Genomic DNA, 12,542 nt, shown 5'->3' with positions numbered 1-12,542 from the left:
GGTGAGCCTGCTGCTCAGCCTCTACGCCTACCAGGTCCTGCATGGCCTGCGCTGCCTGCTGGAGCGGCAGACCCGGCAAGGCTGGAGCCTCAGCCGGATGCGCGAGCAGGTGCTGAAGGTCACCGCCACGCTGAGGCTGCACGCTCGGCGAATCACCGTTCATCTGGGTGCCGCCGCCGACAAGTGGTGGCCGACGCTGCTGAAGGGGTTGCCGAAGCTGACCGCACTGAGCTGACGCTCCTGCGAGACCACCACAGCATCAGAAAGCGAGCGACCGGAGCGGCGGTCGGCGATCACGGCTGCTTGGACGGCCGCCATTGATTCCAAAGAGCTATAAGTAAGTAGGAAAAGGGCTGCGTTCTGGCATTACTCAACAGCCACTCGCGCTGAAGAGGCGAATCCTGATAAGCAATGCCAACAGCCAGTACCTTCAGACCGCTCAATCAGCGCCCTCGTGAATAAGGCGGGGTTACAGCACTCCCAGTCCGAAAAGATGCCGTTTAGCCTTTTTATGATTGATGTGGACCATTTCAAAAATATTAACGATACCTGGGGGCATAGCCATGGGGATTGGGTGCTGTCCAAAATCGCTAAGGTTTGCGCAGAGTCTCTGCGTCCATCGGATGTAATAGGGCGATTTGGTGGTGAAGAGTTTGTAGTGGCCCTGCCGAACACTAACCCAAACGATGCGCAAATCATCGCTGAGTGCTTGAAAAAGAAGGTCGCTGAGTTGCCGTTAAAGGAAGAAATGAGCGAGCTGAGCCCAAGTGTCACCATCGGGGTAGCTGCAACGAATAGTAATGAGGTCGATCTAGACTCTCTCATCACGCGGGCGGATAAGATGCTTTATGCTGGCAAGCGCGGCGGCAGGAACAAAGTCGTGGTGTGTCGCGATGGTATAAAAGAGGGCAAAGGCGGGGGCGCCTTTAATCTTACTCAATAGTTGATGCGCGTGTACTAAACTTCGTTCAACACCCTTTACTTGTGAGCGAACCCATGCGGCACTTATACCTAATGCGGCACGCCAAGGCCAAACAGCCCAGTGGCGATATGACCGACCACCAACGGCCGTTGCGAAAGCGGGGTAAGCGTCAGGCAGCGGCGATGGCGCCTGTGCTGCAGCGCTGGCAAGCGTTCGAAGGGGAGATTTACGTCAGTACAGCAGCTCGCACGCGGGAAACCTTCGACGAGATCGCGGTGCAACTGCCTGAACATACTCTGGTCGATCAGGTTCACTTCGATGAAGACCTTTACACTTTCGATGGCGCCGGGCTGCAGGCATGGCTCAAAGCGTTACCGGATGAAGCCGAAAGGGTGCTGGTGGTTGGGCATAACCCGGCGCTGCATGACCTGGCCCGTTGGCTCGATAAGACAGCGTCGCATTCGCTGCCCACCGGTAGCGTGCTGCATTTCACGCTGTCTGGCACTGCCTGGAAAAGCGTGGAGCAGGGCGGAGCCAAATTGACGGGATGCCTGACCCCGGAAGCGGTCAGTTACCCACTTTTCAAGCGCCTTGCCCCCCAACCACCCAAACACAAAAGCGACACTGCCAGCCGAATAGGCGCCATGCTGGAGCACCAGTATCAGATGATTCGAGCCTTGGAGCCTGGCGTCATCGCAGGTGTTGATCCTGAGTTTCTGCACCAGTACCGGGTGAATCTGCGCCGCAGCCGGGCAGTGGGTGAATCCGTGCACGCCATTGCCCAAGTGCCTGGTTTTAAGAAGATGCTTAAGCGGCTCAAGCATCGCGCCCAGGCCACCAGTGATCTCCGTGATATTGATGTGTTTCTGGAGGATATGGGCAAGACATCACCGCCGCCCTCGTCGGTTACTCGAAAGGGGTTAACGCAGTGGCTGCAGGCTAGCCAGCGGGAACGGCACCAGACGCTGTGCCAGCAGTTAAATGCACCGGCGTACGCTGAAGAGCTTGAGGGCTGGCAGAGTTTTATCGCTTCCGATGATGTTGGAAAGGCGCTGTCAAAACTCACGCTAAAACGCATCAAGGCGGTACTGGATGAGCGCATCACACGCCACGATGAGGATCTGGCGGCACTCTCATTGGACGCTCACGACGCCGAGTTCCATGAACTGCGCAAGGGCGTGAAGCGGATTCGTTACCTGGCTGATTTAAACCCAGAGACTCCTGAGCCGTTCCTGACTGAATTAAAGCACCGCCAGGGCCTGCTCGGCGACTATCAAGACCTGTGTACCCGTCAGGCTTGGCTGGATGCGTTTAGCGCAAGCCCCGATAACGACCCGCAACAACAGCAGGAGTGTACCCAGTGGCGCGCTTCGTTAGAGAAGCCGAAGCTGGCGCTGCGCAAGAAAGTATTGGCGTTGAAACCTTTCTCAAACGTTACAGCTTAACGTAACAAGGTAGCCTTGCCGCCAGTCGTTACGCGATATATCATCCGTATATGATTTATATTCGTTTCATATACTGGGTGGTGTGATGGGTATCGTAAAAATCAATGATCAGCTGCACGAAGATATTCGCAAAGCGAGCTCGGTGATGGTGCGTTCTATCAATGCCCAGGCGGAGTACTGGATAAAAGTAGGTATGCTCGCTGAGGCCAATCCGAGCATGACTTTCTCTGAGATTATGCGTGAGCAAATGAAACAAGCCGACGTTGAAGTAAGGAAGGTGGTCGGTGAGTGAGGTAACGCTCAAAAACGAGGAGGAGTTGCGCTTAATGCGGGAAGCCGGTCGGCTACTCGGATTGGTGTTCAGCCAACTTGACCAACGTATTGCGCCCGGCGTATCCACCATGGATATTAACGATTGGGCCGAGCGCTATATCGTCGATCAACTGGAGGCTCGTCCGGCCAGTAAGGGGCAATACGATTACCAATACGTATTGAATGCCTCAGTGAACCACGTAGTGTGCCATGGCATTCCATCCGACAAGCAAACGCTCAAATCAGGCGATATCGTCAATGTCGACATTACCCTGGAGAAAGACGGCTTTATTGCTGACTCCAGCAAGATGTACCTGATTGGTGATGTCACTCCCTATGCCAAGCGACTGGTCGATAAAACCTATGAAGCCATGTGGCAAGGGATTCAAGCGGTCAAGCCCGGTGCCACCTTGGGCGATGTGGGTTATGCGATTCAGCAACATGCCGAACAGCATGGCTACTCTGTGGTTCGTGAGTATTGCGGCCACGGCATTGGCCGGGAAATGCATGAAGAGCCGGAGGTGCTGCATTACGGAAAGAAAGGCAGAGGCTTGGCGTTAAAAGAGGGCATGGTGTTTACCATCGAGCCCATGATTAATCAGGGCAGGGCCAAGATCAAAACCAAGCGGGATGGTTGGACGGTGGTGACCAGTGACAAGACATTGTCAGCCCAGTGGGAGCACACGATTGCCGTCACTGCTTCCGGTTTTGAAGTGCTCACCCTTCGGGCTGAAGAGCGTCTTCCCGATGAACTCAATCAATCTGGCGAAGATCATTAGGTGCGTTAAGCTGAAAGCACGACTTTCTGCATGGAGAGACTTTGCTTTCTATGGGTAAGCACTTGAGCAGTAACGTTTGAAAGCCAGACGAAATGGAGGTCAGCGATGGCTAAAAAACCGACAGGCCGCGGAAACGGTAACACACCCACTGGAGAAAACGGGGCGCTTGCCACCGTATCGTGTAGCACCGAAAAACTTCTGTTGGCGGCCCTGGAGCGGGGAGGCAGCTGTCTGGAAACAGGGCGCTTTCTTATCAGCTTTCGTGACGGATGGATGGAAGAGGGTATCAAGTCGTTAAAAGCCCAGAACTTTCGGGTGGCCGATGCCCGTGACTTTACCGATCAGGCCGTCAGCCTGGAAGACGCTGGGGATGCCGAAGCGATGGTGTTTCCCGAGCTAGGCGTGGCACTGGTGGGTGGTGATGCCTTGGAGCAACATGGCATGAGTGTGTTGGATAAGGTGTCAGCGGATAGTCCTATCGAAATCATTGAGCCGGAGTACTTTGCGTTTTCCGAGAGCTCTGGTTTTAAAAGCTCTGATTTTAAAAACACTGGTTCTAAAAACTCGGAATACCTTCGCGGCTTCTTGCGGGCAACGAGCACCATCGCGCGCGACCTGGGTGTCGACCTTGATAAGTATGATGCCGATGAGGAGCTTGAGTCTGACGCTCAGCAGTCGACATGGGGGCTAACCCGGTGCAGGGTGCCGCAAAGTAGTTGGAGTGGTGCAGGTATTAAGGTGGCCGTGCTGGATACCGGAATGGATCTTGGCCACCCGGATTTCGTTGGAAGGGAGTTCGTTACCCGCTCATTTGTCGGGGAGCCGGTGCAAGATATGAATGGTCACGGTACGCATTGTATCGGCACGGCCTGTGGACCCGAGGCGCCAAGTGAAAGCACGCAGCGTTACAGTATCGCATATGAAGCGGAGGTCTTCGTCGGGAAGGTGCTGACTAACTCGGGCAGCAGTACCGGGGCGGGCGTGCTGGCTGGCTTGAACTGGGCTATCGCCAACCGGTGTGAGGTGATCTCGATGTCGCTTGGTAGCCAGAGCCCGGTGCAGGCCGCCTACACCCATGCGGGTGAAGCGGCGCTGCGTAATGGGTGCCTCATTATCGCCGCGGCGGGGAATTCTGCGACCAATACCGGCGCACCTGCCAACTCGCCTACCGTGATGTCAGTCGCGTCTCTCGATCCGAACCTAAAGCCCTCCAGCTTTTCCAATCATGGCAAGATTGAGATTGCTGCGCCTGGGCGCGATATCTTCTCCTCATGGCCACGGCCTACTCGGCATAAGTCGATCAGTGGCACCAGCATGGCGGCACCACACGTGGCAGGCTGCGCAGCCCTTTGGGCACAGTCTGATGACACATTGCGGGGAAGGAAACTGTGGCAGCAGCTGATAGCTTCGGTGCAGGAACTGCCATTACCGGAATCCAGCGTGGGAGCAGGATTGGTGCAAGCGCCCTAACGATAGGCGGCGTGCTGGGCAGCCACTTCTTTCAGGCCGCCCGGTGCACTCACTTCGGAGATAATGCCAGATGCCAACGGTAGCGCTATGGGTGATCACTATTTCCAGCGATCAACCGATAAATGAAATGGCTACACGCCTCAGTGAGGAAGGACTGACCATCAAGGATATCCTCGAAGAGATCGGCTGTATAACCGGCTCCGCAGACGATGTCACGGCGGAACGGCTGAAGCATATACAGGGCGTGGTGGATATTGCGCCCGATATGCAGATTGATGTAGGGCCGCCGGGGGCGGATGAGACTTGGTAAGCTTATTCACCTTTCAACATAGAAGTGGAGCTGCCAAAAAGAGGAGATTAGTCGCAACCTTAGGTGGTGATAGGGGAAAGACTGGCGCACTCTTGAGAGTAGGTGCGGATATCCTAGGCTAGCGATCTCCGCACCAAACAAGAGGCTGTTGAATTCAATTACTAGGCTGATTCGGCTATTGCATTAGCCACCATTTCCTTCTGTAAGTCAGCAACCAGAGTTTCAACATCGCGCAGAGCCTCAGCAATCGATTTATCCAACACCTCCCCACCCGCTTCCTGTCCTTCGATCGCGATGTAGTGAACGCGAGTGATACCGATAAACGCCAGCGCGGTGGCCAAGTGTGGTTCAAGATGGTTCATATGGGCCATTTCTTCACCGGGGGCCATATTGACGCCACCTCTAGCCGTAAGAACAATCGCTTGCCTTGGGCGGTCATCCAGTTTTGGAATGTAAGGGTCGGTCGGGTTGCTCTCGTCAATATCCACTGTTCGGCCAGCGCGCACTACTAGATCGATCCACGCTTTAAGAGCGGCTGGCATGCCGAAGTTGTAGAGTGGGGTACCGATAACGAGAATATCTGAGGCAATCAGTTCATCTACCAACTGATCGCTTTCTGCCAGCGCATTTTTCATCCAAGGCTCTAGATGTTCCTCAGGCGTAAACGCAGACGCAATCCAGTCATGGTTGATAAAAGAGGGTGGGTGTTGGCCGATATCCCGGTAGGTGACGGTGTCTTTCGGACGACTGGATTGCCAGTGGTTTATGAATCGCTGAGACAGGTGGCGGCTGTGGGAGCCGTGCTCATCTTTTCCCGCAATTCCGGGGCGTGCGCTAGCGTCTATGTGCAGGATATGAGACATGGAGAAACTCCAGTTATGAGCTAAACTCATCTATGATTAACGACAGACTTAGCGTAGGCCTTGATCAGTGGCCCAAACAAACGATCTTTTCTTGCTGTAATAGATGAGCAAAACTCATTCATGAGCACTCGACGATTACCCTCACTGTCAGCACTTCGCGCCTTTGAAGCGGCTGCCCGCCATCAAAGTGCCAAGCAGGCGGCGCTAGAGCTCTCGGTGACACCTACTGCCATTAGCCATCAAATTCGTGGGCTTGAGGAGGCGCTGGGCATTGCGCTGTTTATTCGCAAGCCCAGGCAACTTGAACTTACTCCGCGCGGGCGGGAGCTGCAGCAGGTGTTGGAAGCTTCGTTCGACAATATTAGTCATACCATCGAGCGCCTGAGTGCCATGCCGGAACGCCGTGGCATTACCCTTACGACCACCCCAGTCGTGGCAGTGCGCTGGCTACTGCCTTGGGTTTGCCTGCTGCGTGACGCCCATCCCGACATTGACCTGCGCATTCATGCCTCCCATGAGCCTGTTGCGCTGGATGGCGTTACTGCCGATCTCGCCATTCGCCATGGCGATGGACGCTGGCCTGGGTTAGTGGCTGAAAAACTGTTTGATACCACGTTGATTCCAACCTGCAGCCCGCAACTTGTGAAGCACGTTGCAGGCGATTTCACGAAGTATCCGCTGATTCACTTTCGTCCTCAGGGCATATTGATTTCGCCAATGGATTGGGTTGGCTATCAAAAAGTAGCGCAGATACCGGGATTGAGTATCGACGCAGGATTGGCTTTTTCTGATGAAAGCCACGCTATCTCGGCGGCTGTTGGTGGTCAGGGTGTGATGCTGATGAGCCGACAACTGATTGAGGATGAGCTGGCCGAAGGCCGTCTGGTGCAACCCTTTGGCCCCGAACTAAATGACCGCGCCTTTTTCCTGGTCTACCCAGAAAGCCGCCGCAACGATCCGACCCTTCTGGCTATCCGGGAGTGGGTGATGGCGGTACCGGGAGTTAAATCAAAACAGTAAACTTATATTTGAATCCAGTTTATACCGTTATCTTGAGTGGGTTATCTATCCGGGCCACCTTTCTGCCTATCGAGTGCATAACGATTGAACAGCGGATCATTTCACCCAATGTTGTTAACTCGTCTTCTTTCTACTGACGGTACTTCTCTTTTTGGTATAACGCTTGCTTGTCTTACCCGTGCGCTTCGCTGGCGTGCTGGTTTCCCCCTGGGCGGTCTGCAGGCTCTGCCTTAACTTGGCCGCGTCGCTGTGGGTGAGCAGGCCGCGTAGATCATCCAGCAGCGCTTGCTGAAACGCGCCAGGGTCGTCCTGTTGTTCGGAAATCGCCCGTAGGCGCTGTTCCCAAAGGGCGGTTCGTTCAGGCGTGCTCACGGCGCTGGGCAGGGCGGTGATCAAGGCAGTGCCAAGCTTGGTGGCGCGCAGGGCTTTTTGCTGGCGAGCTAAGTAGCCGCGCTGTACCAGGGTTTCGATAATGCCCGCCCGGGTGGCTTCTGTACCTAGGCCGTCGGTGTCGCGGAGTGTGCGGCGTACGTCCGGATCATCCACGTAACGGCCAATGTTCATCATGGCCTTGATCAGGCTGGCATCGGTGAACGGTTCTGGCGGGCGGGTTTCCTTCTCTTCAACCCCTGCACCTAGCGCTTGGCTGGGCTCCCCTTGGGTGAGAGGGGGCAGCGGTGGGGTTTCATCGCGGGTGGTGAAGAGCGGTTTCCAGCCGAGGTCGAGAATGCTTTGGCCGCGGGCACGGAAGGCTTCATTCAGTAGCGTAAACTCCGCTTTGACTTCAAAAGTGCGCAGCGGGCGATAGAACTGTGCCATCACGTTGCGCACGATCAATCTAAAAACATGGCCTTCGGTGTCGGAAAGCTGACTGAAATCTGCCAGTTTGCCGGTGGGTGCGATCGCATGGTGCGCGCCCACCTGCTTATCGTTCCACGCTTTGGAGCGCAATGTGAAGTCCGCCCCATTAAGCCACTGCTGTAGTGCTTGATCGTTTTGGCAGGCGCTGGTCAGGCTGCGTTGGGCAAGCTGAAGATGCTCTTCCGGCAGGTAGCGGCAATCGGAGCGGGGGTAGGTAATCAGTTTATGGCGCTCATAAAGTCGCTGACAAATATCCAACACCATCTGCGCGGAAAGTCCATGGCGGCGGGCGGCGTCTACCTGAAGGGCAGAGAGTGAATAGGGCAGCGGCGGTGACTGGCGTTTCTCCTGCTGGTCGAGTTTGGTCAGTTGCCCTGATGCGCCGGGTAACTGTGCTGCTCGGGCATCCGCGGGCGTGCGATCAACCAAGCGCCCTTGATCATCGAGAGGCTCATGCTCTTTGGGGGCCCACCAGGCGCGCAGTTGACCCTGGGCGACGTTGAGATCCACCCATAGTGGATAGAACGGGTGGGGTACAAAGTCGCGGATGGCGTTGTCGCGGCGCACGATCAGCCCCAGCACCGGGGTTTGCACACGGCCTACGGAAAGCACGCCGTCGTGCCCCGCTTGGCGGCCGGTGAGTGTCCAGGCACGGGTTAGATTGATGCCATACAGCCAGTCGGCACGGGAACGCGCCTGGGCTGCTAGAAAGAGCGGCTGGTACTCAACGTTGGAGCGTAGCTTGGCAAGCGCTCGGCTGACGGCAGGCTTGTTCAGGTCGCTAATCAGCAGGCGTTGTACCGGGCCGCGATACTTCATGTACTCGATCACTTCCTGCACCAATAGCTGGCCCTCTCGGTCCGGGTCGCCAGCGTGCACGACATCGGTGGCCTGTTTGATCAGTTTGCGAATCACCGCCAGTTGGCCGCGTGCTTTTGAACGAGGCATCAATTTCCACTGGTGCGGCACAATCGGGAGACGATCTAAACGCCACTGTTTATCGGCGGGATCGTAGGCCTCCGGCGGCGCTTGCTCTAATAAATGCCCCAGGCACCAAGTGACGGTGGTGTCACCACACACCACTGCGCCATCCTGGCGTCGGCTAGTGCCCGGTAATGCCTCAGCAATGGCTTGGGCGAGGCTGGGTTTTTCGGCAATTATCAGGCGCATAGCAGCGAAGCCTTTATCGTATCCTTTGATGGCGCCTATGGTAGCAGACGCCTTCATCGTTAGTGACCGGGATTGGTTTGTGTGGTTGAGATACGTAGTGTGATGCGAGAAGTGGTCAATGCTGTTAACTTGTATAAATTGTGTATAGATAATTTTATTTGCTGGCACTGTCGTTAGCTATAGAGACAGTGACGTGAGGGCATGACCAATGCGTGAACAAGGTAGAACACGGCGCTTGATGGGCTTGGGCGCACGTACTGGTGGGGCGTTGCTGAAAACCCGCTTGGGCGGTCAGGCGGATTGGCGCGCCCTGGGAGAAGCGTTGTTCGAAGGGCTTTCCGAATTGAAAGGGCCGGCCATGAAGCTTGCGCAAATCATGTCTCAATGGGATGACCTGCTGCCCCCGGATCTTGCGGAGGAGCTAGCTCGCCTGCAGCGCCAGGCCGAACCCATGCCGTGGCCGCGTATCCGTGAAGCGTTGGTACTGCAGTACGGTGACATCGACCACTATTTCAGTGAGATCGAGGAGCGACCCTTTGCCAGCGCTTCCATGGGGCAGGTGCATCGGGCGACTACCCACGAAGGCGAAACGATTGTGCTCAAGGTGCAGTACCCTGGCCTTGCCGAGGTGCTGGAGAGCGATTTGATTCAGGTGCGGCGCATTAAGCGGTTAGGCCGCTGGTTTAAAGTGCCTCAGGCGCGGCTGGATGCGCTGTTTGATGAGCTCGCTGAAAGCCTGCGTGGGGAGTTGGATTATTACGCCGAAGCTGCCGCGTTGGCCCGCTACCGTGAACGCTATCAAGACGATCCCCGACTGGTGATTCCCGAGCCTTTGCCAGCGCTCTCCGGCCAACATGTGTTGGCAATGCGCTTTGTCGACGGGACGCCATTGCGAGAGCTGGCGGACGCCGATGATGCGACGCGCCAGGGCATTGCCCAAACATTAGCCGATTGGATTACCCAGGAGCTATTTACCTACGGCGAACTGCACGCTGACCCCCATGCGGGTAACTTCGCTGCCGATGCCCAAGGGCGACTGGTGATTTACGATTTAGGCGCGGTGATCGCCGTGCCGGAGACGCGCATCAAAGCAATGATGCAACTGCTTGATGCTACGCTAAAGCATGACCCCATGGGCATGGATGAGGCGCTGATGCAGATGGGGGGTCGCCAGGGGCAGGGCGCGCCGTTAGCGCTCTATCGCGAATCGGCGGAGTGTATCGCGCCGCTGTTCGCGCCGGGTGAACAGGATTTCAGCGACGTGCGTGTTCACCGTCGTTTACGCGAGCTCACGCCAAAGGTCTGGGCGGCCATGGACCGCCTGCAGCCACCTGCAGATACACTGCTGCTTTCACGCGCGCTCAATGGTCACTACTGGAATCTTGTGCGTTTAGGCGCTCGGTTGGATATGAATGAGCGTACGACCCCATTGTTACAACGGGCCCATTAACGATAAACCGATTGCCGCTGCGGGGGCGACGGCCTTCGTGATAAACTATGCCGCTTTCATTTTAGACATCGATTACGGGTCATCGTAAAACACAGTGGAGACGGCAATGCTGGCGGTATGGGTCGATCAGCTGCTGGGATTTGCCTCCGGGGCACTCTCGGCAATCAGGCAACAAGAACACTATCCGGACTTCATGACCTGGGTACGCGCCAAAGGGGCGGACTCATTTGAAGGCGATGTGGCCATGGCTCAGGCATTGGCGCCGGTGCTGTGGTCGCAAACGCCGCTGGAGCGGCTTAATTTTGCCTGCGAGCCACTTGCCACGCCGGGGCGCAACGAGCCGTGCTGGTGCGACTCCGGACGCAAATTCAAGCAGTGCTGCTACAAAGTCGAGTTTCCCACCGACATCCCCGATCAGATGATGTGGATGCTCTCGCTGCGTGAGTGGAAGGGCGCTACCCTGAAAGCGGCGCTGGATAGCCAGCAGGCACCGGCGCAAGCGCTGCTGGAAGCGGGCCTTATTGCGGCTGAAAGCGGCCAGACCGGTCGCGCCATGCAGATTCTAGAGTCACTGTTTGACGGCAGCGACTGGTCACGGCTGCCCGAGCAGGCTGAACCCGCGTTTGAAATCCTGCTGGATATTTATCAAGAGCGTGGTTTTACCCGCAAGCGTGCCGATCTGCTCGACGATGTCATGGAGCGTGGCCCGCTGTTCCTGCGCGGCGTCGCTCTCGAACGCTTGTGTCTTATGCACCTGGATAATGATGATTTAGACAGCGCCCGGGGTGCCTTTGTAAAAGCCCAACAGGCGCTGCCCGATTCGCCTACCTTGGCTTACATCGAAGCCATGCTGCTGCTACATGAAGGCCACGAGCAGGAAGCCAAGGAGCGTGCCAACTTCTGGTATCGCCGCCTAGTTCGTCAGGGCGAACTGGACGAAGACCAACTGGATTTCCTGGCTGCTCTTGCGGAAAACCCCGGGGCTACGCTTGCCGACCAACTGCTCAGTGCAGAAGAAGACTTGGCCACACCGCTGGTGTCGCTTCAGGCGTTGCTGGCAGCGTTGCCTACTGCGCCGAAAATCGATATTCAGGCTGACTCTGAAAGTGGTCGGTTGCTGTATAACACCAGCGCCCGCGAAGCGACGCTATTTGCCGCCTGGCATGAGCAGTTTCAGGTGCTGGTGGATGAGGATGTGGCGCTGGGTTTCCGCGATGACCCCTGGGGCAATGCGGTTGAATGGATGTCGGCGCTGTGCGCACATCCAGAATGGCTGGATGCCCCGCAGGTGGTGCAAGATTTAACGTTGGCACTCACCAGCCGTTTTGGCAGCCTGCCGTGGATGGCACCTAGCCTGCTGGAGCCGTTGGCACTGCGTCTTTCACGCTGGATGGAACAGGCCCGCGCCGAGGGTGACGGCAACCTGTGTTGGGATGATGCTGACAATGCCATGCTACTGCGCACCGGCCTGGCGCTGGTGGTCGGTATGGAGCGTGGCGCGCGCCAGCACTCTCGCGAGCTGGCCGAAGAGCTATTGCTGATCGACCAGGAAGATAGCTTGGGGCTGCGTGAGTTGGTGTTAGATCAACTGCTGCGCGACGACCGTAACGAAGAAGCGCTGGCGCTGGCCGAAGATAATGACGACGACGGCTCGCTGGTACTTGGGCTGCTGATGGGCAAGACCTTGGCGCTCTATCGCTTAGAGCAGCGCGAAGCCGCTGAAACGGCGCTTAGTGATGTGCTTGGTCATAATCGCTATGCGCTAGAGCTGATTTGCGCCGAGAACCCGCGGCCTTCCATGCCCCACCCAGATGGCCAGGTTGACCCCGGCTCCCGGGCCGAAGCATGGCAGTACCGCACGCTGATGCGCGACCAGTGGCGCACGACGCCGGGCGCCCTGGATTGGCTTGAATCACACCGCTAGCCCAAATATTCACTCG

11 protein-coding genes and 1 pseudogene are annotated in these 12,542 nt (G+C 56.7%); 10 read left to right on the top strand and 2 right to left on the bottom strand.

What is annotated here, in order from left to right:
* The 7 genes and pseudogenes from V8L70_RS18450 to V8L70_RS18420 form a co-directional block, all read left to right on the top strand.
* Window positions 1-235: pseudogene (locus V8L70_RS18450) on the top strand (IS1380 family transposase); the annotation flags it as partial.
* A gap of 219 nt (window positions 236-454) precedes the next feature.
* Window positions 455-943 carry a GGDEF domain-containing protein gene (locus V8L70_RS18445; protein ID WP_336270324.1) on the top strand — a complete coding sequence of 163 codons (489 nt, stop codon included), beginning with the start codon at window positions 455-457 and terminating at the stop codon, window positions 941-943.
* A 53-nt stretch (window positions 944-996) separates the two neighbouring features.
* Entirely contained in the window at window positions 997-2,367 is a 1,371-nt protein-coding gene (locus V8L70_RS18440; protein WP_101145371.1) for a CHAD domain-containing protein, read from the top strand.
* 85 nt (window positions 2,368-2,452) lie between these two features.
* Window positions 2,453-2,659: a ParD-like family protein gene (locus V8L70_RS18435; protein ID WP_101145370.1), complete on the top strand. Its 207-nt coding sequence runs from the start codon at window positions 2,453-2,455 to the stop codon at window positions 2,657-2,659.
* The gene (gene map / locus V8L70_RS18430) at window positions 2,652-3,458 is read left to right on the top strand and encodes a type I methionyl aminopeptidase (protein ID WP_101145369.1); all 807 of its coding nucleotides are present in this window, start codon (window positions 2,652-2,654) and stop codon (window positions 3,456-3,458) included. The genes V8L70_RS18435 and map overlap by 8 nt, the downstream gene beginning before the upstream one ends.
* A 105-nt stretch (window positions 3,459-3,563) precedes the next feature.
* A complete protein-coding gene (locus tag V8L70_RS18425; RefSeq protein WP_101145368.1) occupies window positions 3,564-4,928 on the top strand; it encodes a S8 family serine peptidase in 1,365 nt (454 codons plus the stop codon).
* A gap of 70 nt (window positions 4,929-4,998) precedes the next feature.
* Complete coding sequence (locus V8L70_RS18420) at window positions 4,999-5,238, top strand: hypothetical protein (protein ID WP_008956696.1); 240 nt, start codon at window positions 4,999-5,001, stop codon at window positions 5,236-5,238.
* Window positions 5,239-5,399: 161 nt separating this feature from the next.
* Here V8L70_RS18420 and V8L70_RS18415 read toward each other — a convergent pair whose 3' ends face one another.
* A complete protein-coding gene (locus V8L70_RS18415) occupies window positions 5,400-6,101 on the bottom strand; it encodes an FMN-dependent NADH-azoreductase (protein WP_008956695.1) in 702 nt (233 codons plus the stop codon).
* A 120-nt stretch (window positions 6,102-6,221) separates the two neighbouring features.
* Between V8L70_RS18415 and V8L70_RS18410 the strand changes: the two genes are divergently transcribed.
* Window positions 6,222-7,121, top strand: coding sequence for a LysR substrate-binding domain-containing protein (locus V8L70_RS18410; protein WP_101145367.1), 900 nt, complete (start codon window positions 6,222-6,224; stop codon window positions 7,119-7,121).
* 114 nt (window positions 7,122-7,235) lie between these two features.
* Here the strand turns inward: V8L70_RS18410 and V8L70_RS18405 are convergent, their stop codons facing one another.
* Window positions 7,236-9,152: a DNA topoisomerase III gene (locus V8L70_RS18405; RefSeq protein WP_101145366.1), complete on the bottom strand. Its 1,917-nt coding sequence runs from the start codon at window positions 9,150-9,152 to the stop codon at window positions 7,236-7,238.
* Window positions 9,153-9,360: 208 nt separating this feature from the next.
* On the opposite strand from V8L70_RS18405, the gene V8L70_RS18400 reads away from it, so the two are divergent.
* Together V8L70_RS18400 and V8L70_RS18395 are read left to right on the top strand one after the other, a co-directional pair.
* The gene (locus V8L70_RS18400) at window positions 9,361-10,602 is read left to right on the top strand and encodes an ABC1 kinase family protein (RefSeq protein WP_101145365.1); all 1,242 of its coding nucleotides are present in this window, start codon (window positions 9,361-9,363) and stop codon (window positions 10,600-10,602) included.
* 106 nt (window positions 10,603-10,708) lie between these two features.
* The gene (locus tag V8L70_RS18395; protein WP_101145364.1) at window positions 10,709-12,526 is read left to right on the top strand and encodes an SEC-C domain-containing protein; all 1,818 of its coding nucleotides are present in this window, start codon (window positions 10,709-10,711) and stop codon (window positions 12,524-12,526) included.
* Window positions 12,527-12,542 lie beyond the last annotated feature (16 nt).

The organism is Vreelandella arctica, from assembly GCF_037070215.1.
Classification (GTDB): Bacteria; Pseudomonadota; Gammaproteobacteria; order Pseudomonadales; family Halomonadaceae; genus Vreelandella; species Vreelandella arctica.
This window is presented reverse-complemented; position numbering and strand designations above follow the sequence as displayed.